15 protein-coding genes are annotated in these 25,609 nt (G+C 49.2%); 5 read left to right on the top strand and 10 right to left on the bottom strand.

The genetic code is table 11. The features are described from left to right. Positions 1 to 158: 158 nt before the first annotated feature. The 3 genes from AB1757_25400 to AB1757_25410 all read left to right on the top strand — a co-directional run bounded on the left by AB1757_25400 (position 159) and on the right by AB1757_25410 (position 8,941). Complete coding sequence (locus AB1757_25400; GenBank protein ID MEW6130395.1) at positions 159 to 5,441, top strand: RHS repeat-associated core domain-containing protein; 5,283 nt, start codon at positions 159 to 161, stop codon at positions 5,439 to 5,441. Between the two features lie 296 nt (positions 5,442 to 5,737). Continuing rightward, a complete protein-coding gene (locus AB1757_25405; protein ID MEW6130396.1) occupies positions 5,738 to 6,727 on the top strand; it encodes a hypothetical protein in 990 nt (329 codons plus the stop codon). A gap of 348 nt (positions 6,728 to 7,075) precedes the next feature. After that, positions 7,076 to 8,941: a DUF362 domain-containing protein gene (locus AB1757_25410; protein MEW6130397.1), complete on the top strand. Its 1,866-nt coding sequence runs from the start codon at positions 7,076 to 7,078 to the stop codon at positions 8,939 to 8,941. Positions 8,942 to 8,958: 17 nt separating this feature from the next. On the opposite strand, the gene AB1757_25415 is transcribed toward AB1757_25410, so the two are convergent. Further along, a complete protein-coding gene (locus tag AB1757_25415) occupies positions 8,959 to 9,426 on the bottom strand; it encodes a GNAT family N-acetyltransferase (GenBank protein MEW6130398.1) in 468 nt (155 codons plus the stop codon). An 84-nt stretch (positions 9,427 to 9,510) separates the two neighbouring features. After that, the gene (locus AB1757_25420; protein MEW6130399.1) at positions 9,511 to 10,524 is read right to left on the bottom strand and encodes an L-threonylcarbamoyladenylate synthase; all 1,014 of its coding nucleotides are present in this window, start codon (positions 10,522 to 10,524) and stop codon (positions 9,511 to 9,513) included. Between the two features lie 424 nt (positions 10,525 to 10,948). Here AB1757_25420 and AB1757_25425 point away from each other — a divergent pair, with 424 nt between their 5' ends. After that, on the top strand, positions 10,949 to 14,074 hold the full coding sequence (locus tag AB1757_25425) for a TonB-dependent receptor (protein ID MEW6130400.1): 3,126 nt from the start codon (positions 10,949 to 10,951) through the stop codon (positions 14,072 to 14,074). Between the two features lie 127 nt (positions 14,075 to 14,201). Further along, positions 14,202 to 15,179, top strand: a complete 978-nt coding sequence (locus tag AB1757_25430) for a tetratricopeptide repeat protein (GenBank protein MEW6130401.1) — start codon at positions 14,202 to 14,204, stop codon at positions 15,177 to 15,179. A 214-nt stretch (positions 15,180 to 15,393) separates the two neighbouring features. Here AB1757_25430 and AB1757_25435 read toward each other — a convergent pair whose 3' ends face one another. From AB1757_25435 to AB1757_25470, 8 genes are all read right to left on the bottom strand, one after another. Beyond that, positions 15,394 to 17,676: a winged helix-turn-helix domain-containing protein gene (locus AB1757_25435; GenBank protein MEW6130402.1), complete on the bottom strand. Its 2,283-nt coding sequence runs from the start codon at positions 17,674 to 17,676 to the stop codon at positions 15,394 to 15,396. A gap of 477 nt (positions 17,677 to 18,153) precedes the next feature. Further along, entirely contained in the window at positions 18,154 to 18,873 is a 720-nt protein-coding gene (locus tag AB1757_25440; GenBank protein ID MEW6130403.1) for a TlpA disulfide reductase family protein, read from the bottom strand. Positions 18,874 to 18,894: 21 nt separating this feature from the next. Further along, positions 18,895 to 19,059, bottom strand: coding sequence for a hypothetical protein (locus tag AB1757_25445; protein ID MEW6130404.1), 165 nt, complete (start codon positions 19,057 to 19,059; stop codon positions 18,895 to 18,897). After that, a complete protein-coding gene (locus tag AB1757_25450) occupies positions 19,059 to 20,072 on the bottom strand; it encodes a hypothetical protein (GenBank protein ID MEW6130405.1) in 1,014 nt (337 codons plus the stop codon). Before AB1757_25450 ends, AB1757_25445 begins: the two co-directional genes overlap by 1 nt. A 259-nt stretch (positions 20,073 to 20,331) precedes the next feature. Beyond that, positions 20,332 to 21,975: a M1 family aminopeptidase gene (locus AB1757_25455; GenBank protein ID MEW6130406.1), complete on the bottom strand. Its 1,644-nt coding sequence runs from the start codon at positions 21,973 to 21,975 to the stop codon at positions 20,332 to 20,334. Between the two features lie 63 nt (positions 21,976 to 22,038). Continuing rightward, positions 22,039 to 22,845 (bottom strand): AraC family transcriptional regulator, encoded by an 807-nt coding sequence (locus AB1757_25460; protein ID MEW6130407.1) that lies wholly within the window; start codon positions 22,843 to 22,845, stop codon positions 22,039 to 22,041. 139 nt (positions 22,846 to 22,984) lie between these two features. Then, positions 22,985 to 24,787, bottom strand: coding sequence for a threonine--tRNA ligase (gene thrS / locus AB1757_25465; protein MEW6130408.1), 1,803 nt, complete (start codon positions 24,785 to 24,787; stop codon positions 22,985 to 22,987). Between the two features lie 136 nt (positions 24,788 to 24,923). Further along, a complete protein-coding gene (locus AB1757_25470; protein MEW6130409.1) occupies positions 24,924 to 25,424 on the bottom strand; it encodes a hypothetical protein in 501 nt (166 codons plus the stop codon). Between the last annotated feature and the right edge of the window lie 185 nt (positions 25,425 to 25,609).

A 25,609-nucleotide genomic window follows, 5' to 3' on the forward strand; every position in this document is an offset into this window, starting at 1 on the left:
AGCCTGTCAGTTCGTTTTTCTTCGCTCATTTCTCAATCACTCAAACCGGTTGTGCGCTTTACGAAAAGCATTTAGGAAGAAAACTGATCTGTCTGGCATTGATCTTGAGTTTGTTGATGCTGCCTTCACACGGCTCATTCATTGAAGGAGCGCAGGTCTTGGCATCTACTACGTTCAATGCAACCACCCATGTGGTGACTGCGCCGATGAGCAGCGTCACCTCGTTTTTCAGGTGGTTGTTCGGAGGCAAACCCGCGCAACGTCACCGCGAGACGTTGAACGAACGCCTTACCAGAGTGGCTTCACTGCAAATCTCTCCTGCCAAATTTGTCGGCTATCAGGGACAAAGTGTTGTGTTTAGTGCCTTGCCTTTGGATAACAACGGACAAACCGTGCAAGGAGCGCGGCTCTCCTGGTCATCTTCCGATGCTGAAAAATTAATTGTTGATGACAGTGGAACGGCAACTTTATTGCAACCCGGACAGGCGCAGATCACTTGTCGCGCCGGGGTTGCCGAACAATCCATTCCGGTGCTGATTCGTCCGGGCAATCGCCCAACTCAAACCGACGCCGATTGGGACGCCGACCAACGTTCGCTCACCGATTCCGGGGTTCGCATTGGCAGCCTCGCGCCTCTCGACAAGCTGATGGATAAATTCATGCCAACCGTCAACGCGCAGAATAATTATTGTCCGACCATCGGTGACAGTTCCGATTTTGGTTATGATGAACTCTACAGCGAATCGCGCAATCTGGTTGGCAATCCGCGCTATCGCGCTCTGGAGCCAACCCTCCTTGGCAATGTGCAACCCGAAGGCAGCAATTTCAATATGGCGATGCCGCTCTATGGTCTGAGCGGCAGAGGCTTGGGCGCAAGCCTGACGCTGTTTTATAACTCTCGCATCTGGTCGCGGCACGGCAGCGCCATCACCTTTAACGCCGTGAATAGCTCGCCCTCGCCGGGCTTTTCTTTGAACTTCGGGCGCATTCTGACTTATGGCTCAGGGGCGAGCGCCAAGTATGTGTTGATTGACCCGGACGGCACCCGTCATTATCTGGGCACCGGCAGCGACACCACTTCGACGACTTATCAAACTACCGATGGCACACACATTACGTTTGTCGGCAGTAAATCGGCGGGCGGCAAACTCTATTTCAATAATGGCACCGCCGTGACCATCAGCGTCACCAACAATCGTTTATTACCGACCAAGATCAAAGATGCCAACGGCAATTATGTGTCTATCGGTTATAAAACCTACAACGGCTCGGCTCCGAATCAATTTCTCTGGCGGCAGGCGATTGATTACCTCACCGACTCGATGGGCAGATACTTGCAGTTCAACTATGACACCAACATGAATCTGTCGTCGATCACTGCGCCGAATTTCAGTACGGGAACACGAACGGTGGCGCAGTTCGATTACGAATGCCGTTCGATCAGCGCGAGTTTCAGCGGACTGACGGTGGAGAACGCGCCTAGCGGCAATATTCCGGTCTTAAAGCACGTCTATTTTCCCGCGACCAACACCGGTTACAAGTTCGATTATTCGGTCTATGGCATGGTTTACAAGGTGACCGGTCGCAAGGATATGAGCATCGATGCCAACCTGGTGATTGCTGACGGCACGGAAAAGAACTCAGTAGAATTTAACTATCCAACGACTGCTTCGTCGCTTACGGATGCGCCGTCATTTAGTCAACGCGCGGAAAGCGCGACCAGCGCCCCGACTGCCACTTATACTTATTCGTCAAGCGCCGGAAGCGGCACGGCGACCTACACCATCACGCGCCCCGATTCCTCAAAGTTATTGTTGACGCGCTCAACTACCGGTTCCAATGATGGCTTGATGACGGAAACCCAGATTCAGAATGCCTCAAGCGCGACGATGGCAAAGACCGAGTTCACTTATACGACCGATGGCGGCAGCAACAAACAGGTGCAGACGGTGACCAGCTCTGATGACGCCACGCCAACCGCCAATCAAATTAAGGTGGATTTCGATTACGATAGCTATGGCAACGTCACCAACACGCGCGAGTATGGTTATAAAATCAGTGGGGTGTTTCAAGTCCGCAGACGAACCCATGTGGTTTATAAAACCGACACTTCCTATCTCAATGCTTATCTGAGAAGTCTGGTGATTGAGACCGATGTTTATGATGCCTTGGAAAACACCAACGACAACGATGATTCGCTGTTGGCAAAGGCGACGTTTACTTACGATGATTATGCCTCAATGGGCGGCATGGAGGTTTATAGCGGACAAAGCGAAGCCCCCAATCACGATGCAACTTATGATGCGACCAAGACGGTGAGGGGCAATGTCACCGGCGTGACCCGTTACAAAGATGTGGGGGCGGGAACCAGCATCACCCGCAAGACCAAGTATGATAAATACGGCAATGTGGTGAAGCAGGAATTGGGTTGTTGCAATGAACAGACCTCGACGCTTGATGGCACCAATGCTTACACCGCGCCGGTATCGGTGACCAAAGGCACGGGCACAGGGGCGTTGACTTCGACGATGGAAGATGATTTCAACACCGGCTTGGTGATTAGCGCGACCGATCCGCGCGGCGAACAAACCACCGTCACTTATGATGCGGCATTAAGACCGGATGTGGCGACCTATCCGACGACCGCAACCAGCGACAATAGTTTCGATGACGCGAATTTGACGGCAAGCCAGACGGTCACCTATGACGAAGGCGCGAATACCAAAACGGTGACGACAAGCTATAGCTATGATGGTTGGGGCAGGGTTATCACCCAAACCCCGCCAGGCGTTGGAGCAGTAACCACGACCTATGATGCGATGGGACGAGTGTGGAAACGCAGCAATCCGTATCAAGCAGGCGTGAGTCCGACGCCGGAGACCGTCAATAGCTTCGATGCTCTGGGGCGAGCCACGCAAGTGAGCTTGCCGGGCGGCAACACCGTGCAGACCAGTTACAGCGGCGCGACGGTGACGGTGACCGATCAAGTGAACCGGCAGATGAAACGCGAGTTGGATGGGCTAGGCAGACTCATCAAAGTGACCGAGCAGGATGTGTCAAGCGGTTCACTCAATCAGGAGACCAGCTATTCGTATGATTTGCTCGACAATCTCAAAGAGGTCAATCAAGGCAGTCAATATCGCAAGTTCAAATACGATTCGCTCTCCCGAATGCTCTATGAAAAAATCCCCGAACAGACTGCCAGCATCAATGACGGCACGGGAACCTATTGGACAACGAAATACACCTACACGGATTTTGACGCGGTTGACACGAAGACCGATGCGCGCGGGGTGATTACCACATACTCCTATGACACGATGAATCGCTTAACCGGCATCAGCTACAACGTCGGGTCAAGCGGGGTTCCGGCAACGCCGAGTGTCAGCTACACCTTCGATAACGGAGCATCGAGTTCTACGATAGGCTTGTTGCTGTCGGTGAGTCTCAGCGGACAATCATCCGAGAGTTACAGCTATGATAGTTTTGGCAGATTATCGGGAATGACCGCGACCATCGGCGCGAAGAGTTACACCACGAGTTACAGTTTGAATGAAGCCGGACAAGCGACGCAGATGACTTATCCTTCGACTCGCGCCCTCAACCTCAGTCACGACGCTTACGGCAGGTTATTGAGCATCGTCAACAACTCAGACTCCACGAATTATTTATCGAGTGTGAGCTACACGGGCGCGGGACAGGTGTCGGGTTGGACGCTCGGCTCGAACATTAATGAGTCATTCGGCTATGACAGCAACCGCTTGCAACTGACCTCTCAGACCGTGACCCAAAACGGCTTCACGCGCCTGAGTTTGACCTACAGCTATGCGGCAAGTTCAGGACAAAACGGCAACGGGTCAACGGCTGGCAACAGCGGGCAGTTGATGAGCATCAGTGGCAGCATCAACGGAGCGACTGAATCGGCGAGTTACACTTATGACAATCTCGGCAGGCTTGTGACCTCCAATCAAACGACCAACTCAGTGTCGGCACAGCGGCGGTTTGTCTATGACCGTTGGGGCAACCGAACCAGTGTGTACGATGCGACGAGCGGCGGCACTCAAATTCAATCCATCTCACTGACGCAATCAGGCGGTGTGCCGACCAATCAAATCAGCAGTGTGACGACGAATGGCGGCAGCCCGGTGAGTTACACCTATGATGCCAATGGCAATGTCACCAATGATGGCTCGCACACCTATCAATACGACGCCGAGAATCGGGTGGTGAGTGTCGATAGCGGCGCGACGGCGACCTATGCTTACGATCATCAAAACCAACGTATCAAAAAAGTGGTCGGCTCGACGACGACACATTATGTCTGGCAAGGTGGGCAATGCATCGCCGAACATAATGGTTCAACCGGTACAGTGGTGACGGATTACATTTTCAGCGGGTCGCGAATGATTGCCAGAGAAAGCAGCGGCAGTCGCTTGTTCTTTTTGTACGACCGGTTGAGTGTTCGGGCGACGATTACGGATGGACAAGGCTCAATTCAAGGACGGCAAGCACACTTACCATTCGGCGAAGAGTTGAACACCAGCGGCACGACGGATAAACATAAGATGAACAGCTATGAGCGAGATACGGAGACCGGGAATGATTACGCGGTCAATCGCGACTATTCGGCGAATATTGGCAGATTTAATCAATCTGACCCTTATGAAGCCAGCGGCTATCTCATCAACCCGCAGAGTTGGAATCGCTATGCTTATGTGGAGAACAGTCCAGTGGATTGGATTGACCCTGAAGGCTTAAAAAAGAAGGGTGGAGGAGAGCCTAGGCAACCCTCTGTGTTAGCGGAATTTGAAGCATACAATCCCGGACTCGGTTTATCCTATGGGGATAGTGAATTTTCCGATGCCCCCACCTCTAGTGGTGAAGCGGCTGAACCAAAAGCAGATGATAGCCCAGAATTTAAAAATTTAATGGAGTTTTTAGAACAGGCGTCGGAAAATTGTAAAAAATGGGCAATTGATTTGGGTCTGTGGCAATTTCTTGAGGACTTCAAGAAAACAGGCAAGGTAGTTGATGCAAAATCTGCGTATGCTAGGACAACCCAGATGCCTGGAGCCCCCCGCGATACTACCTACTATAGGTTTTGGATGGATAACTACTTTGATTATGCAACAGGAAGGGATTATGCAGTTGCTGCGGCCCCAGGTTCGACAAATGGTTCTCCTTATGGGGGATTAATTTTACTTGGTAATAGTTATTATTACCCACAATTCGATAGTATGAAGTATCCATCAAGACAGTATCTACAAGATGCTGGTAATAACCTTGAGTTTTATCAAGCGATGGTTATGCTTCATGAATTAATGCATGTGAAAACTGCAAAAGGTCATGATCCTAATAAATCACCTGATGATTATAAGAAAGAAACGGGCTTTAATAATCCGGGAGAACTGATAAACTTTTTTAAAAATGATTGCAAATAAAGTTACTAACAAAAATATTATAATCAATTTGCCGCAGATAGGAGTGTTTCACTCATGAATTACTTACTAATTCATAGAGTGGGAGAGTGTTTTACGCATTAAAGTTCATATTGTTGAGCTCAATGTGCGACTCTTTTGGTTTGATGCTTCATAAGCCCTTTATTTTCAATGCTGGTGTTTTCGATTTTTTGGCACTGACCGGAAATCACAACCACAAACGGCTGAAAACAAAGCACGAAAAAAGAGTCGCACATTAGGTATTGTTGAATTAGCTGTCGCATAAAGTTGAGGTGAAGATGATCTACAAGGCTGTATTAGGTATTTTTTTAATTGTATTAATTATTGTGGGATTAAAGATGACTATTCCTATCGACTCACACAAGCAACAGGACATGAAATTAGATTTTCCTTTCGAGTTGGTTTGGGAGAAAAGCTTCAAGAGGCTAAGCACGGTAATTGTGAGAACAGGAATATTGATCTCCACGGAAGATTATTCTCAGGAAAAACTCCGCCGTCTCTTTACCAGCTATTCACGGAAACAATCAGATGTGAGTAAGATTTTAGATGTCTATGTTTATACTGATCGAGATAAAGCCAAGCGCGGGATGGAGCTGTTCTTTCCGAAAGTAGAACCTAAAAATGAAGAAGAGCCGATAGATTATCTTTATGATGCCAATTTTTGTAGGGATGGTGATGGCGGTTCATTGGGGTATCGAAACGAATGGTTCATCTACAAACAAGATATAAATGATTGGCAATCGAGGAAGACGGTTGTGCTCAAAGGCGATCCGAGAAATACCGGGCCTTTATTAAGCTCATCCAGGGATAAAGAAAAAACTTTAGAAATTTGGGAGACTGAAAACACGCCTTTCAAAATTAGTGTAACTGTCTTTGAAAGGGACGATCTTGAACCGCCACAAGTCTATTATAATTTTGAAGCGATAGATAAAAAATTCTTCTCTGGTGCCAATAGGGTAATAACCTTTATTTCTCCAAACAAAGTTGAAATTCCAAAGAATCAAATTCGCTTTGTAAACGACAAGGTAGGTTATTTTTATATGGGATGGCTTTATGCCGTTACCCTAGATGCTGGAACAACCTGGTCGGCTTGGGATGCTGAATTGGATTTAGAGAATTGGCAGTGTTGTGACGCGCAATTGATTGAAGAGGTCACCCTAGCTTTAGATGGAACAGGCAAAATGAAAATCAAACCCATAAAGCAGGGTTCCGGCTATATCTCGGAACTTTATACCGATGATTATGGAAAACATTGGAAAGTTAAGTGAATAATTAATTAAACCTCCTTGTGGATCATGGAAAAAGTTTCTGCTTTTGCAGCAAGTTGCAAGGATATCAAGAATGGATTCACGCCATTATACGAGAAACTGAAAATCAAAAATCAATTCGGCAACAGTATCACTATAATTTTTGGACAGTGAAAGTTGGACTACAAAAGATCGCAGCAATTTGATTTTTTCACCGGTGAAAATTTGCAGGGTTTTTGGACACCCTGCAATTCCCTTCCCCTGCCGGAAAACCACATAAATTTTGCTTTGTAAAAAATCTATTGAATCAGTCCTTGAGCCTCGTTAAAACTCATTTAGAACTGATTACCGAAAGCGAGACAGCAACCGTTGAACGGCGTTTATGAAGAGTTTGAACAGGAGCTTGAACTCTGGCGCGTAAAATATGCCAGCGCGCCGCGTCGTGAAATTTTGAAACTCTTTCTGCTTGCGCTCGAACGCGAAGAGATTGTCTCCATCGGCTATCGCGAAGAAGCCATTTTAAAACGCCTGCGGCAAATGCCGATTACCGAAGACGCGCGCGACCTCGTGCATCACGCGCTGCTCTGGTCATGGAAAGATGAACAGATGCACGCGATTTATATGCGCGGCGCGATTTTGAAATACGGCAGCCCCAGGCTTCGCCTGCTGGCATTCGCAAGTCAAATGGCGGGCGTCATCGGCGGTTGGGCAACCTCTGTGCGTCAACATGTGCGCTGGTCGCAAGCGCCGCTCTCAAGGCTCTGGGCAACCTGGATTACCTGGCTGGGATTTTTTGCAGGGAAAATTCCCGGACAGGTTCGCCGTCATCTCGATTACCGTTCATTTCGCGAATTCTGTCTATTCAACATCGATGCTGAACGCACCGCCTGGCTCTGTTTCAAACGCCTCGTCGAAATTCTCGAAAAACAAAACGAATTTGATACCAAAGTTATTGATGATTTTCGGCGCACGATGGAAGATGAAGACCGCCACAAACGTATCTTTGAAATTCTCGCCGCCGCCTTTGATGAAAACGATGAACTCGTAAACTCGGAAACCGCCGATACCCTTGCGCAAAAAATCGCCGAAGTCGGTGAAATTTTTTTACCACGCGCGCATCGCAAAAATTTCATTGCGCGCAGCCCGCTCGGAAGCGGCGGTGCGGTTTGCGTTTTGCAAGGCACAACCGCCGAAGAAAAAATCCCCCTCTTTCATCATCTGCTTGGTGAAGCAAAACTCAAACAAGCCCTTGAAGATCGCGCCACCCAACTTGGCAAAACGATTAACCAATTGCGAGTGACTATCAAACCCAATTTCATGCTCGGTTATTCGCAAAAAGACCAATCGGTCATCACCGACCCGGCGCTCATTGAACAACTCGCCCTCTATCTTCGCTCGCTTGGTTGCCGCGACATCACGGTTATCGAAGCGCGCAATCTGTATGACTTCTTCTATCAAAACCGTTCGGTCGAAACCGTCGCCCGCTATTTCAACATCACATCCAATAATTTCAAACTGGTTGATGCGTCCGCAGAACAAATCGCGCACGATTACCCGCGCGGTTTGGGGCAACGTACAGTGAGTCACACCTGGAAGGAATCCGATTTTCGCATCTCATTTGCGAAGCTATGCAGCCATCCCGTCGATATTGTTTTTCTCACCTTAAACAACGTGGAAACCCTGGGTGAGCCTTGCGATAAATTTATCTTCGTTGAGCGACAAGCGCACAAAGACACGGCGGTGATGATGTTGCTCGATCAGTTCCCGCCGCATTTCGCGTTGATTGATGCTTATGATACGGCGGCTGACGGATTGTTGGGAATGATCAGTTGCCCGCGTCCGAAACGACCTTGGCGATTTTACGCGGGACACGATGCGCTGGCGGTTGATATGGTGGCGTCGCGTCATATGGGCATTAAAGAAGTCCGTAACGTCGGCTTGATGCAAACTTCGCGGCACTGGTTCGGCGACCCGTCAAAACGAATTGAAGTCGTAGGCTCAGACGAACCGCTTGCCGATTGGCGCAGCCCGTATCACAACGAATGGACGACGATGCTCAGTATGCTGGCGTTTCCGGTTTACGAATTCGGTAGCGGACGCGGCGCATCGTTTGTTCCTGAAATGGATGAAACTGCTTTTCCGCAGATTGGTCGCGAAAGTTTATTTTTGAAATTACGCCGCCGCAGCCTGCAACGCTTTTTAGGCATTCGCCACCCAAAGAGCCTGGAACGATAATCTACCCTGTGAAAAATTTATTCTGCGAGGTCATAACGAAAGACCAGTAAATCGCGTGTGCGGATACCGTTTTCAAATACCGGCGAAGCGTGATACCAGAAATAATCTTTGCGCACGCTGTCCATACGAAAGCCACATTTCTGATAGAAGACAATATTGCCGATGCCGGAATTGGCGGTGCCGACAAAAAGTTGCGCTTTGCCACGATGGCGAGCTTCGGCAATGAGATAATCAATCATTTGTCTTCCGAGTCCCTGCCCGTGATGGTTTCCGGCAATCGCCAGTTCAATGATTTCGACAGGCGCTTTGCGCCATCGCATCGTTGCTGCGCCGACAAGTTTATCATCTTCATCCATGCGGTAAATGGTGTCGCTCAAATTGTCCAGGCTCCAACGCAAAGCGCTTTCAGACGGTTCTGCCTGCAACAGTAAAGGAATTAATTCATCGCGTTCGTTCGTTTGTGCTTCTCGAATGATGATTGCCATATAAAACTGACTCCGTTCAATCATTTGAATTATATCGCAACCGGGTGAAGAAATCGGTTAACAAGAAATGCTAAAACCAGGGTGTCAGTTCATGATTTCCGAAGCGGCGCGGCGCAGTCTGTCCATGACCGCAGCGCCTTCGCCCGCTTCGCTGATGCCTTCGATAAGAATGACCTGCGGTTGACGTTCATCGAGGTCTCTGAGCGCCGCATAAATTCTTCGCGCATAATCTTCGGCGCTGTCCGTGAGTTGAACCGCAAATAAATTTGCGTCGGTGATTGCAAGCGGGGTGTGATGCAGCAAGCCGACCCGACCTTGCTGCAATAATTCTTCACAACGATTTTTCAATTCATCTGCGGTTGCCTGTTCAATTAACACCACGCGGGCGCGCGGGCTGTAGTGACGATAGCGCGTGCCGGGCGAGCGTTTGAGTTCGTCTTCGGACACCGCTTGTTCAACGTCGCCAATGACGTCGGCAATCGCTTCGCGGGTAATCCAACCGGGGCGCAAAATCATCGGCACACTGCCTGTCATATCAATCACCGTTGATTCGATGCCGATATGGGTTGCGCCGCCATCCAAAATCATCTCGATGCGTCCGTCTAAATCTTCGAGAACGTGCGCCGCAGTGGTCGGGCTTGGTCTTCCCGAACGGTTGGCGCTTGGCGCGGCAATGGGGGTGTCGGCTTTTTTAATCAATGCCAGGGCAATGGGGTTGGCGGGCATTCGCGCAGCAATCGTTGGCAAGTTGCAAGAGACCGTCGGCGCAACCTCAGCGCATTTTTTCAAAACCAGGGTGAGCGGGCCGGGCCAGAACTTTTTTATTAACTGCTCAGCCTTTTCACTGACATCGGTTGCCACACGCGAAAGCATTTCTCGTGAACTGACATGGACGATGAGCGGGTTGTCGGCGGGGCGACCCTTGGCTTGAAATATTTTTTGCACGGCGGTTTCATTCAACGCATCTGCGCCAAGTCCATAAACCGTTTCGGTCGGGAAAGCCACCAATCCTCCCCCACGAATGATCGTCGCCGCCTGCTCAATCATTTCTTCCTGTGGATGCGCGACATTGATTTTTAACAAATGGGTTATGGACATGGGTAAGTAGTTTACTTGCTTTATCGGTAAGTCGCGAGGGTTGTCGCTTTTAATCACAATTAAAGCGAAATTAAACCCTTTTAAAAGCTTTTAAACCGCTTTTATTCGATACTGCTTGCCGTCAAGGGTGCCAATAATAAGGGAAAAGCAAAGGCACCCACAGATTTCAAATGATACCCAGCCAAACATAGGCTCGTTGTGAGAGCCGTCTTGCCGATAACTCAAATCGTGCAATCGAAAAACGTGATAGGCAATGCTCGAATTGCCCTTCATCGCCACAGTTCAGACAAACGTGTAAATCATTTCTACAGGATATGCAAGAACGGAGATTTTACCCGGCATCTCCGAACAATCGAATTGAGGCTGATGATCTCACCCGTGCAGGTCTTAGCAATCAAATCAAAAAATAGCTCAAGAGGATTTTATGAGAAAAGCATTACCATTCCGCAAATTTTGCAGTGTTCTTTTGTTGCTGGCTCTGGCATTGATGCCGGTCAGCACATCGCTTGCTGCGCTACAGGAAAATACCGGACGCATTCAAGGAACCGTCAAAGACAGTTCCGGCGCAGTGGTCGCCAATGCCAAAGTGACAGCGACCAGTCCGACAGCCGTGCGTCCCTTTGAAACCACCACGGACAGCAGCGGCTTTTACGTTTTTCAAAGACTACCCATCGGCACCTATACCATCACTGCCAGTCAGCAAGGGTTCAAGACCGTCAACAAAGAGCAAATCGTTCTTGAACTCGGCAAAGAATTATCGCTCGAAATTGAACTACCCACCGGACAAGTTTCTGAAAGCGTGACGGTCACGGCAACCAGCGAAGCCATCGATGTGACCTCAAGCAAAACCGCGACCAACATCAGCGAAAAATTTATTGAGAATACGCCCAAAGGCACCAATTTCCATTCGATTTTACAGGTTGCGCCCGGTGTGCGCCCTGAACCGAAAGCCGGAGCCGCAGGCGTTCCCGGCGCGCTCGGCGGGGTCGGCGGGTTTCAAGTGGATGGCGCATCAGGTTCCGAAAATGTCTTTGTCATCGACGGGGTTGACGTGTCCAACGTTCGCAGTGGCACTTTGTCGGCGCAAAATTCGCTGCCGTTTGAATTCGTGAAAGAAGTCCAAGTGAAGAGCGGCGGCTTTGAAGCCGAATTTGGCGGCGCAACCGGCGGCGTGGTCAACGTCGTGACCAAGAGCGGCTCGAATGATTTTCATGGCGAAGCCGGTCTTGAACTCAACAGCGCCGCGCTTGATGCCAGCCCGCGCGGGTACTGGCGGTTGAATCCGACGGATGTGACGCAATCCAGTTTCTTTTCGCCAAGAGAAGATGAATTCCGCACCTTCTTCCCAGCATTCTCGTTGGGTGGTCCAATCGTTAAAGACCGCCTGCATTTCTTCACCAGCTATGCGCCGCAACTCAATCGCACAGAGCGCACCATTGACCATGTGTCGGGCGGCACACGCGCTTATACGCAACGCATCGTGCAGCAATTCGGATTGGCGAGACTTGATTATGCGCCATCGCAAAAATTGCAGGTCAACAGTTCGTTCACCTGGTCGCCCAACAAAATTACCGGTGTGCTTCCGGGACTCGCTTCGCCCGCGCCGTTTGCCGGAACGGTTTATGGTGACCCGTTAATCTCGCCGCCCGCAAACAATGTCGCAATCGGCGGCGGTTATGTGCCTGCATCAACTTACTCAGCGGCAGTCACCTATTTGCCGACCAGCAAACTCATCATCACCGGTCGCTACGGTTATAACTATTTCAATGCCAAAGGCAATTCTTATGGCAAATCGGGTCTGCCGTTTATTCAATACGGCACCAATTCCACCAAGCAGACCAACCCGGCGGTTCCGGCAGAATTTGTCGGCAACTCAGGGTTCACCAATGTGACCACGACGTTCGCCATTCTCAAAGACGTCACTACACGTCACAACATCTATCTCGACGGCGCCTATGTCGGACGTTTTCTCGGACAACAACACACCTTGAAAGGCGGTTATCAATTGAACCGCATTGCCAATCAGGTGCAGGACGATTTCACCAACGGCTTCTTCCAGGTCTTCTGGGGTGATGCGTTCAATCGCGGCAGCATCGCCGGGGCGCGTGGTACTTATGGCTACTACATCTGGCAAGATGGTGTGCGTCACGATACGGGCGTCAACAGCCGCAATCAAGGCTTCTTCATTCAGGATGCCTGGCAGGTGACTCCGCACATCACCGTCAATGCCGGTATGCGTATTGAAAATGAATTCCTGCCGCCGTATCGCAAAGAGGTCAACGGCGTTCCGCAAAACAATCCCATCAGCTTCGGCTGGGGCGATAAAGTTGCGCCGCGTCTTGGCGTGGCGTGGGATGTGTTAGGCAACGGCAAGTGGAAACTGAGCGCCAGCTATGGTCATTTCTTCGACACCATGAAACTGGAACTGGCGCGCGGTTCGTTCGGCGGCGATTACTGGGTCAGCCATGTCTATCGATTGGATAGTCCCAATCTGAATCTGCTCGGCAAAGCCAACCCCGGCGCGCTCGGCGCGACGATTACCGAATTCGACAATCGTCTGGTTGAAGTCGATGCCAACGGGCAGATTGCAGGCATTGACCCGGCAATCAAACCCTATCAACAGAGAGAATTCACCGTAACATCGGAACATCAGCTTAACGAAAACATGATTTTCTCGGCGCGTTACACCCGCAAGCGTTTGATTCGCGCCATCGAAGATATTGGTATTCTCGATGCCGAGGAAAATGAAAAATACACCATCGGCAACCCCGGCGAAGGCTTGACCGACGAAAGCATCGTTACCACGCTTGGTGTGCCGCTGGTTCCGAAAGCCAAACGCGAATATGATGGCGTCGAGTTTCGTCTGGATGGTCGTCGCACCACAGGCTTTTTGCGCAATCTCGGTTACTCGGCTTCTTACACCTGGAGCCGGCTCTACGGCAACTATGCGGGTCTGGCGAATTCGGATGAGAATGGTCGTTCACAACCCAACGTCAGCCGCGCCTTTGACCTGCCGTTCGGCAATTTCGATTCGCACGGTCAAAACGTGTACGGACGCCTGGCAACCGACCGCCCGCACACCTTCAAATTCTTCGGCAACTACACCCTCAATACCGGCATCGGCGCGACCACTTTCTCGCTGACGCAGTTGGCTTATAGTGGCACACCGCTTACGTCACAAGTGACCTTCATCGTGCCGGTCTATTACAACGGTCGCGGTGATTTGGGGCGCACACCTGCCTTGACGCAAACCGACGTTCTGGTGGCGCACACTTATGGACTGACGGAACACACCAAAGTGAAATTCGACTTCAACGTGTTGAACGTCTTCAATCAGGCAGCAGTGCTCAACATCGGGCAACAGTTGAATCGCAACGGTAATTTGAATGCCTTTGTCAGCGTCGCGGATTTCTATGCGCATGGCTTCGATGCCGAATCTCTGGTTAATCCCGCAAATGGCGCGTCGCCTGCGCGTAGCGCGATTTACGGATTGCCGACAGCTTATCAAGGAAACCGCACGGTGCGCCTGGGCTTCCATTTCATTTTCTAAGCTTGAACCATTGCCTTAGGGTTCCTGCTTAGATAATCGCGGTCGGGTTGCTTATACTTACCGATAAGCAACCCGACTTTTTGTTCTTTGGGCGATGAATGATGTTTTGAAAATGGAGGCAGCGGTTATGCTCATACTCATTCTATTTTTCAGTTTTCTCGTAAACCCTTTTGCTTTGCAATCCGAAGCCCGCTTTGCTTTGAGAGGTTATGTGAGAACCGCTTCCGGGCAGGCACTCGGCAACGTTCGTGTCTCTCTGCTTGATGAAAACCGTCAAACGCTTAAAACCATTTTTTCCGACAGCACCGGCAAATACGAATTTCGCACGATTAGTAGAGGCGTCTATTTTCTGCGTGTCGATATGATGAACACCAATTATGAAAATGTCGAACAACGCATCGAACTTGTGCCGCTGTCGGTTACGCGAAGCGAAGAACCGGTGATGATTGACCTCACCGTCAAGCCGAAAAAAAACGCTGCCCAGGGTGCGCCACCGGCAATTAATTTTTCTCAATCGGTTCCCGATGCCGCGCAAAAAGAGTACAAACGCGGGATGGATAATTTGAGAGCCAGGCTCGTCGAACAGGGCGTCGTTGCTTTGAAAAAAGCCATTGAGATTTTCCCGGATTATTACGACGCGCTTGAACAACTGGGCAACTTTTATGTTGAACAGCGCGATTATCAAAACGCGCAGCCGTTATTGCTTCGGGCTGTCGAAGTGAATAGAGACGGTTGGCGGGCGCATTATGGACTCGGCATCGCGCAGTTCAATTTGCATCAACGCGAGCAGGCAGTGAATTCATTGCGGCGGGCGGTTGAATTGAATGCCGGTTCAGTAAACGCTTATATGTGGTTGGGCATTGTGCTCGCGCAACAAAGCGACACGCGAATGGACGCGATTCAGGCTTTTGAACGGGTCGTGCAGATGGCGAAAGACGACGTGCCGGATGCCTATTTTTATCTGGGTTCGCTTTACAGTCGCAACAATCAATACAAAGAAGCCGCCGATGCGCTCGAACATTTTTTACGCATCGCGCCACAGGTGAACGATAAAGAGAAAATCAAAAAACTCATCGAACAACTCAGACAGAAAGCTAAATCGTAGCGAGGGAGAAAGGGGATGGGGAGAAGGGGAGAAGGGGAGATAGGGAGATAGGGAGAAGGGGAGAAAGGGGGATAGGGAGATAAATAACCTCATTCACACTCAAATGTCTTTTACAATATTTGCTGTAATTTTTGGGACTATAATCGGGTGATACTATTTAAACAAATAATCACCCCCTTCTCCCTTTCTCCCCTTCTCCCTTTCTCCCCTTCTTTCATTTTTCCTGCGTGTCATTCATTAACACGACATCACTGATGGTAACGCCTCTATCGAGCGCCAGGGTTTTTCCATCGCGTGACCAGGCAAAGCGAAAAATACTGTCGCACTTGAAACGGGTAATCGGTGTTGAAATTCCGCCATCAATCGGTTGGCTCCAGATATTCGCCACACCGTCACTGATTTTGATGTAATGCAAAGCGCGACCATCGGGCGACCAGCGCAACAGCAGATGTTCGGGTATCGGCATTTCATTAAAAGTTTTGCTGACTTCGCCGCCCGCAAACGGCATCAACGCCACCACCATACGCTTGTGCGACGCATCCATTTTAATAAATGCGATGTGTTTGCCGTCAGAGGAAATCTGCGGACGAATCGACCATTCGTGGGTGAGTTGTTCAACGGCGCTGCCATCAATGGAAACCTTATTTAAAGCCATCACCCCGCCAACGAAAGCGTTATACACAACCCATTTGCCATCGGGTGAAATCGCGGGGTCTTGTTCGCCTTTGCCATCAGTTAATTGGATAGGGTTTTCGCCGTTGCTGTCCATGCGCCAAAGGTGCGGTGGACCTGCGCCTTTGGCAACATAAACGATATAACGTCCATCGGGAGAAACCACCGGTGCGGTTTCCTGACTATCGGTGAAAGTTAATTGGCGTTGATTAGTGCCGTCGGCATTCATCATCCAAATGTCGGCGTTTCTGCCGCCGTGCGAACCGTAAACCAATTGTCCGTCAGGCGTCCAACTCATCCCAAACAATTCGCTGCGATTATCGCCCATTACCGAAATGATTTGCTTTGCAGTTTCCGAATCGCCTTGATTGAGTATCCAGATTCGCGACACCCGCTCCATCGTTGAGGTGACCAGACGATGCGAACGATTTGCAAGGCTGACGCCTTCATAGCTGATTAAATCGTCCGTGAGCTTGATGACTTCACCCTTCGGGTAAGCAATGCGCCAGAGTTGCGAACCGTAAAGCGGTTCTTCCTGACGAAAGGCGCTCACCAGAATGCCGCTGTTATCGTCGAGCCAGGCGATTTGTCCAACGTCTGCCCATTCGTTCGGACCCAGAGGCGATTCCTGCTTATCGGCTAAATGATAAATCATTACCTGCATATGACAGGCAGGCAAATTCATTCGGCGCACGACACAAGCAATCAATTTACCATCGGGCGACCAGGCGACGCCGCCCCAGTTTGATACCAGTTCGGGTTTCTGCCGCGTCATCAACACGCGCGGTTCGCTGCCATCGGCGTTTGCCACCATCAATGCGGTTCGACCTTTGGCAAGGTCAGAGGTGACATAGGCGAGTTGTTTACCGTCAGGCGAAATGGCGATGTGGCTATCGACATCAACGAGAATTTTTCTCGGCGTGCCGCCAAGTATGGGAATTTGATAAAGCGCGCTTTGATACTGTTTGTCGGTGGTGTCGAAGTAGAGGAATTTGCCATCGGGCGAAAAAGTCACGCTATCGTAAATAACTTCTGTCGGAGCGATGACCTGCACACAACTTTTGGTTTCCACCTGCATAACCCAAAGCGATTGTTTGCCCGCATCATCGAGCACATAGGCGACATATTCGCCATCAGGCGCAAGCGTCGGCAACAGATTTTTGCCATGCGCCGTGAGTTTTTGTTTGCTGATTTTTTGAAAAGGTGTCGCAGATGTCGGGAAAAAATCTCGTCGTTTCAGATAGAGAAAAGCGATGAAAATGACCGCTGCGAAGATGACCATCGCGAAAATGCTCAAAGGCTTTTTTTCTAACCACCAATGCGGTTTAGTCAGTTTTTGAATGTGGCGCGCTTGATTGATTGGCTGTTCAATCGGCTCATCACCACCAGTTTGAATCTGAGCCGCGCTTACCTGCGCAATTGTAGGCAGCAGTTCATTCGAGGGTGACAACAATGGTTGAACGTCAGCCGTGAGCGATTCCTGATGAATCGGGATTGCCTGAACAGTTGCTGAAAACCGGTAGCCTCTTTTCGGCAGGGTTTCGATGTACTGATGATGCGCGGCGCTTTCACCGAGAGCTTTTCTCAAATAGGAAATATGAACATTGAGATTAATCTCTTCGACAAAGGTTTCCGGCCACAAACGATTGAGCAGGTCATTTTTTTCCAATACCTGTCCGTTATGTTCAACCAGTACGAGCAGCAACTCAAAAGCTTTGGTGGTCAGCGACACCGCCTGACCGTTACGCTTGAACAGGCGATTTTGCGGGTCAACGATAAATTCATCGAAGGCATACAGCACAGCCTCGCGATTGGTCAGGGACATAGAGCGATTTTGAGCAACATCTTTTTTGTAAAATCTTTGCATATCGGCGAACGGAAAATGGTAATTTATTTTGCACGGTAGAAAGTTTATCGGAGCCTTGGCTCACGTTCTGGTTTTTATTTTTATTGATTGAATATACGGCTGGATATTAGAGAAGCGCTCTCAGGCTAACAGCATCGCGCTCAAATCGTCAAGATTTAATTCAATTGATTCAGGGGAGCAGGGCAAGCGACGCAGCAATCCTTTTATTCATCTTCATCAAATCAATCTTATCAACGAAAGCTGAAATTGCTCTTGGGATTGAACGGATAATAGCATCCGCATCCGCCTGGTCTTCGGATAAGGTGTTCTCGTTTAAAAGCGATAACCGAAAGGCGCGAAAAATTTGTTGCGAATAGGCGGGGTTAAAGAAAAGAGCAGTCGAAAGCGACAAAGGCTTGAAGCATCTGGTTATCCATCAAGCCCTGCCGCTTTGAATTATTTGAGGAGCGCATTCATTAACCCTGTGACCTTCTGATGTAAATCGGGCGGCGCGCCGAAAAAGACATTGGCAGTTTTGCCGGTGCGGTCAAAAACATACATCGTCGGCACACTGGTAATGTCGCCAAAATTTTTAATGATTGCGTCATTCACGAACACTTTATGAATCATCGGATTTAAGGTTGCGGTCATCTGTCGCACCTCTTTTTCAGGCGATTCAACGGCAACCGCGATGAGTTCGACGCGCTCACCATAACGCTGCTTGATTTCATTAAACCATTTGAGCGTCGCGCGACAAGGTACACACCAGGTTGCCCAGAATTCGACGATGAGCACTTTGCCGTTGAGCGCCGCAAAGTCAATTTGCTTTCCATCCATATCGTGCGCAGTAAAAGTTGGCAAAGCGGCAGGTCCCAGGGCTTCAAGGCGGGCGGCAGGTTTTTCGGCTGCGGCTTTATGACCGCTCAAAATCAGGTCAATCATTTTGCTGAGGTCGTTTTTAAATTTCGCGTGATTGGCGGCATCGCGCCACGGTGTGTATTTGCCTTTTGCCCCGTACCAGCCGAAATCATCCGGTTGCGCAATGAGCAGGTCATCGACAAAAACTACAGGGTAGCGGGTGATACCATAGTAATCCGCAAGTTTTGATTCCCCCCAATTTTCACTGACGAATTTCACTTTTGCGCCGTATTTCTGAGCGATCTCTTTAATCAGCAAACTTGCCGGGTCTGAAAGGCTTCAGGTGTAGGGCCAGCGCACCAGCGTCACCGTCACCGGTTGGTTTGAGGGTGCAACCCCGGCGCGTTTTTGAATTTTTTTCTTTACCGATGGTGATACGGCAAACCCCTGTGCGCTTGATAAGATGAGCGCACAACAAATCAAAACAACATTCACTCGCTTCATCAGTTGATCTCTCCAAGATATTTGAAATAGCGCGGCAGTAGCTTATCCGAAATGATTGCCGCGCGTTTGAGCATTTCGGCATCGTTTTGCTGAAGCGCATACTCGACCAGTTGCCAGTAAAACCAGCCGATGCTTTGATCGGTTTTTGCCGCCAGCAAACGTTTGTGCACAGCGGCGTTTTGAGTTTTTAAACGGGCTACGGTTTCATCATTAACCGCCGCCGCCGTAATTAAATTGAGCGCCAGACAGGTGTTGAGATATTGCAAAAGCGCGCCTTGAAATTTTTTCGCGGCGTTCAATTCCTGAGCGATTTTCAACGAGGCATTCACCGGTAAATATCTTGTCTGATCGTTTGTCCCTTCGGCTTTGGCAAAACCGGCGATGATTTCGGTTTCTAAAGTTTGCAACTCGCTATCGAGGGCACGCAACGTTACTGCCGGTTGTGCGGGCGGAAAATTGAGTTGCGCACAAAAGCGTAGGAAATCGCTATGCGCCACAGCCAATCCTAAATAGTAGAGTCCGTTTTCAACTGTGGTGTTGATGCCGTAAAGACGCCCCGATTTGTAATAGGGTTGAATCTGGCTTTGCGAAATTTCCGTCAATGCCTGCACCATGCCTGGCGTTTTTCGAGCAGGCAAGGGTTTCTCTTTAGCAAACAATTGTGTGCCTAACGTTTGCCAGGTTTTTTCAAAGGTTTCGCGAGTGGTAATGCCAGCACGCTTTTGCGAACGTTGATAAGCCAGAGGTTCCAACCCCATACGCAATTGCTGCAAGCGGTACAAACTCAGATAGAGATAGCCCGACGTCAGCGCGGTTTCTGCCTGTTTAAACGGATAAATATTTTCGTTGGCTTTTTCTTCAAGCGAAACCTGAAGCTTTTTGAGCCGAGCGATTTCCGTTGTCAGTTGTTCACTTGGCGCAGGCGCTTGCGCGGCAAATCCGGTAAACGGCATCAGCCCTGAAAGCAAACACAAGATAATGCGACTGGCTTGGTAGAGATGTTTAGTATCCATCGTTAATTTTCCAGGCGTTAATTTTCCAGGTTTGGCAAACACCTGCCACAAAGTTTTATTTTCATCCCAAGATGAATTTAAAAGCTTTTATGAAAAGTTTATTTTGTTTAATTTTGCTTTAAGCTCTGGGTTTAATATTGGGCTGGATAATTCGGAAAGGATTTTAGCAGATACCAACCGCATCCTGAAAATTGCAGAAAATATTAATCAGTGTTTCGGGCATTCATATATCAAGCCGTCCGTTTACAGTCATCAGGTTTTAGTGCTCATTCGTTCTTGCCATTTTCAAACTGCGAAATTCCTTATTGCGATGCAGGATTAAAAAACGCGGGTCAACGCTTACCTCGCGCGCCTGAAAATTCACCGGTATGCGAAATTCGGTTCGCGCGCCGCGAAACTCAACTTCTCGCGCGAGTTGTTGTCTGCCATCGCCTTTAATGACGATTTCAACCATGACCCGATAATAAGGCTCTGTCTGGGTGATGATGCCGCGCACCGAACGAGCGTCCGGTTGCCAGGTCAACTCCCATGTCGGTACGCCTGTGCGTTCCAACCATTGCTCGAAAAACCAATGAAGGTTTCGCTTTGAGGTTGATTCAATGGCTGTCTGTAAATCTTTCCAGGAAGCCATGCCATCGGCGTTTTGCAGCAGAAATTTTCTCAAGCTGTCAGCGAGGTTTTTTCTTCCCAATAAACGCGAAAGCATATCCAATACGATGAACCCTTTCGAGTTTGCCAATCGGTGCATCAATAAAATCTCGTCCTGATTTTGAGGGATGTGCGCTGCGAGAGGCAAATCCGTGCCTTTCGCGATGAGGTCAAAATATCCGGCGGCGGATTGATTTTTGTTGTAGCCTTGATAACCATATCGGCGAAATTGCTCGGCGGCTTTCTCGCCTTCAATATTTTCTATGGCAAGCAGCGCGCCGAATTGCGCCAGCCCTTCGGTGAGCATCGTTTGTCCAGGCGTTTTCGGCGCAGCCTTTATCAAATTGCCCCACCACTGATGCCCGAATTCATGCGCCCAATAAGCCAGATTAACATCTTTGTCGAACTGTGAGTCATCGGCAAAAATAAATCCGTATTCGCTGGTTCCTGAAACCGCCGAGCGAAAATCAACTTCGACCAATGAAAAAGTTTGATAGGGAAATTCTCCAAAAAACGAAGTGAGAAAATTTAAAGCTTTCGCGCAACCATCGAATATCTTTTGCGAATTTTCTCTGGGATGCAGCAGGTACAATGCGAAAGGGATTTTGCCCGCGTGACTGAGAACCGTGTATTTCCCGCATGCAAAAGCGAACTTCGACGGCTTGCTTACCTGGAAAATAAATTCGCCTTTTGCCTGTTGGTCTTTGGCGCTTTTCAGAATGCCGTTGGCAATTACCGTCTCGCCCATCGGCGCTGAAAAATGCAAAGTGCCGATTTCCCGATTGCTGAAAGCAGCTTGCGGATACCACAACTCGCCGCCGCCGCCCGCAAACGACCCTTCGGGGCTGATGTTGAATTGCGGCGCTGGCGCAGGTTCCGAAACATAAGAAAAATCAAGCGAGACGGTTTGCCCCGACGGTATAGGGTGATTGAGTTTGATAGTCCACCTGGTATCTCCTCCGGCGTCTTTGCCGGTGAGCGAAAAAGAGGAAGCGGATATTTCCGGCTTTTGAAAATTGACCTTCAGGTTTTGCATTTTTGGAGAAAGATAAAATTCGATGGTGTCGGTCGCGGCTTTGAGCGCGGGAAGTTCCCACGTTCCCTTGACTTCTATTTGACGCGCGGTTGGTAAAATGCCAATGAACAGATTGTACCTTGACATATTGTTGATGATTTTTTTTGCCTGTGGTGTTTGAGCGGAACCATCAACCAATGCATAAACCAACAAAAGTAGAATCAAAACAAGCTTTTTCATATTTGAAAAGCTATCAGAAATCGTCGGCGGGGTATTGGACAGGTTGAGCGCGATGGCATCAGGTTAGCGGAAACTCGCCCGGTAATGTTGTGGCGTGTTGCCGGTGTATTGTTTGAACGTTCTGGTGAAATGGCTTTGGTCAAAGAATCCCGCCGCTAAAGCGATTTCGCTGAGAGGCGCATCCGATTTAGCGAGTTTTTCGCAAGCGAACTCGATTCTCAACCGGCGCACATAATCGCCAACCGTGCAATGATAAAATCTGCGAAACTCGCGCGCCAAATGAACCGGATGAACGCCGACAACTTCTGCTTGCTCACGAAGCGATAAATGCTCTGTGAAATGTTCGTGGAGCAGATCGCGCGCTTCACTCAGCCAAGGCGGCGGAACCTCACTGAATTTTTTGATGGAGTTGCGACCGGCTTCGCCCATCATTTCGAGCGCAATGCCTTCAACAATCAACGACGATAATTCATCGGCTTGGCGAAATTCCTGGTAAAGGCGCATCGCCAGATGCGGCAGCAATCCGCCCTGAAAATTTTGGGGTTCATTAAGCTCAAGCGGATAGGGGCGCATGCGCGCGACCCAGCCTTCATTCATCTGAATGTTGAAGCAATGCGAAAGGCTATGAAAGTGGTCGGCGTGGGGTTCGTCTGCGGGATGGAAAACCAGTGTAGCACGCTTACAGATGCGCGATTTTCTGCCATAGCTTTCGGTGTATGAGCCTTTCAAAACCAGACAAAAGTAGGCTTGCTCATGCGAGTGATGGGGCAATTTAAGATTCGAGTTGTACACGGTTTCGGTGAGCGTCAGTCCTCCAACGCTATCTGTACTGAGGGTATTGCCGTACCAGATTCCTGAATGCAATCTCATGTCATTACTCCCTTGAACGCCCAGTGATTTGAATGTTATGTAAGTGTAACAGAAAAGCCAAAAGTTGCAGGCGCTCTATAAATAAGAGCGTAGAGACCTTCTCTACGCTCTCAAGATGAATGATGATTGAGTCGGTTTTCTAAAACTCGAATGCGGTTTCTTGTTTGATGCGCGCCACGAATTCTTCGAACGGCACAGCGCCTTCGTCGCCTTTTACACGCGAGCGCACCGCGACCGCCTGATTTTCGGCTTCTTTTGCGCCGACCACCAACATATAAGAGACTTTTTCCAACTGCGCATCGCGAATCTTGGCGCCGATTTTGTCATCGCGAATATCGAGTTCAACGCGGATGTCTGCGTCGAATAATCGCTCGTAAACTTTTTCCGCATATTCTTTGGTCTTTTCGGAAATCGACAAAACTTTAACCTGCACCGGCGCCAGCCACACCGGAAAAGCGCCCGCGTAATGTTCAATCAAAATCGCGATGAAGCGTTCAAACGAACCATAAATCGCCCGGTGAATCACTACAGGGCGCTCTTCGGTATTGTGTTCGCTGACATAGGTCAACCCGAAATTCAACGGTTGTTGAAAGTCGAGTTGAATGGTGCCGAGTTGATGTTCGCGTTTGAGAGAATCCTGCACCAGTTGGTCAATCTTCGGTCCGTAAAACGCCGCGTCGCCTTTGGCGACTTTGTATTCGAGGTGGTTTTGCTCAAGCACCTCTTTGAGTTTGGCTTCGGCGGCATTCCAAACCGCTACGTCACCCATGAATTTTTCTTCGTTGCGCGTCGAGAGCACAAAGCGGAAAGACATATCAAAGGCTTTGTAAACGCGCGCCACCAGATTGATCAAGCGATTCACTTCATCACCGATTTGCTCTTCGGTGACGAAAATGTGGGCGTCGTCCTGGGCAAATTGACGCACGCGCGTGAGTCCCGAAAGCGCCCCTGCGCGTTCATTGCGATGCAGGACGCTCTGTTCAGCAAGCCTCAGCGGCAGTTCTCTATAGCTGCGTTTTTTTGCGCCGAAAATCAACATCGCTTCCGGGCAGTTCATCGGCTTGAGAGCAAACTCGGCATTCTCTTTATGCTGCTGCTGGGCTTCTTCATCAGGGACGACGAACATATCCTCTTTGTAATGTTGCCAGTGACCTGAGGTTTTAAAGAGTTGTTCGTTTGCTAAGAGCGGCGCTTTGACTTCGTGATAGCCGTTTTTTACCAGAAGCCTGCGCATCTTTGCCTGCAAGGTGTTATAGACAATCGTGCCCTTCGGTAGCCAGAAGGTCGCGCCCGGCGCCCATTCATGCAGCATGAATAAATCAAGCTCGCGACCGAGTTTTCTGTGGTCGCGTTTTTTCGCTTCTTCGATGTTGTGCAAATATTCTTCGAGTTGTTCTTTCGTTTGCCACACCGTGCCGTAGATGCGTTGCAACATCGGATTTTTTTCGTTGCCGCGCCAGTAAGCGCCTGCCACCGAAGTCAATTTAAAATGTTTGCATTCACTGGTGCGGCGAACATGCGGGCCTGCGCAGAGATCGGTGAATTCGCCGATTTTGTAGGTCGAAACGGTGTCGTCTTTAATACCGTTAATGAGTTCGAGTTTAAAATCTTGATGTTTATCGCCGAAAAATTTGAGGGCGCTTTCTTTATCGAGATTGCTGCGCTCGAACGGATAGCCCTCTTTGACAATCTGTTTCATGCGACGCTCGATCTCTTCAAGGTCTTCGGGCGTCAGCGGTCGCGGCAAATCCATGTCGTAATAGAAGCCGTTTTTAATGGGCGGGCCGATGCCGAATTTGACTTCGGGAAAAATCTGTTGCACCGCATACGCCATAATGTGCGACGTTGAATGCCGCAGGCAATGCAGGCGATACTCTTCCTCGGACTCGAAATCCTCCGCGCCCAAGGCAAAATCACTATCACTTTGAAATTCGTCAGCCATAAGTTTCCTCTGAAAATTTGAGATGTATAAGTCAGGGCGAAAAAGCTCTAAGCTATAAAGCGTTTATGTTACATCAAGAACGTCTATGGCTGAAAGAAGGTTTCGTGTTGTTGATTTAGTACAAGTCGGAAAGGGTTTATATCTCGTTGTCAGAGGTGAAAAAATTGGCGAAAAAGTGGGTAGATACAAACGGCGCGCCGAAAATACAGGCAAAGGCAATAAGATTGACGATACCTGTCCAAAGTGTCGCTTCATCACGCGACTGCAAAACCAGTGGATTAATCAGCCAGATTGCAAGCGGGACAATTGCCGACACAATTCCTATAAAAAATTCTGCGGATAGGGTTTGCCTCAGAATTAGGTGATGAAATACATTTCGCTGTAATATGACCGCGACGACGTGCGCGAAAAAAGCCAGCGGCAAACATACCAATAGGACAAAATAAAGTGTCAGGTAAAAGCTTTCTGCTGCCTCAAAATTTGTTTGGCGTTCAGATAAATAAATAATAAGGAGAAAAGCCACCCAGCCAATCAGATAAACCAGAGGAAAGATGCAAAAGACTAACAAAAATGTGGAAAGCCGGGTTGACATATGTACTCCTTTTAAATGCCGCAAGTTTATCATAACTCGTTGCATCAAATGTCAATCAATGATGATGGCGCTTTTAAGATGAAGATCGTCATTGACCGGCTATCGGTAACAGGGTTGATTATTTAATCCACGTTGCCAGTTCAATTGACTGCGCCGGAGGCGTAGCGGAGATTAGCCAGCGGTGCAGCCGCTGGAAAATGCCGGTCGTCATTGCAACCGCGCCCTGAAGG

It is taken from the genome of Acidobacteriota bacterium (assembly GCA_040754075.1).
In the GTDB taxonomy this organism is placed as follows: Bacteria; Acidobacteriota; Blastocatellia; order UBA7656; family UBA7656; genus JBFMDH01.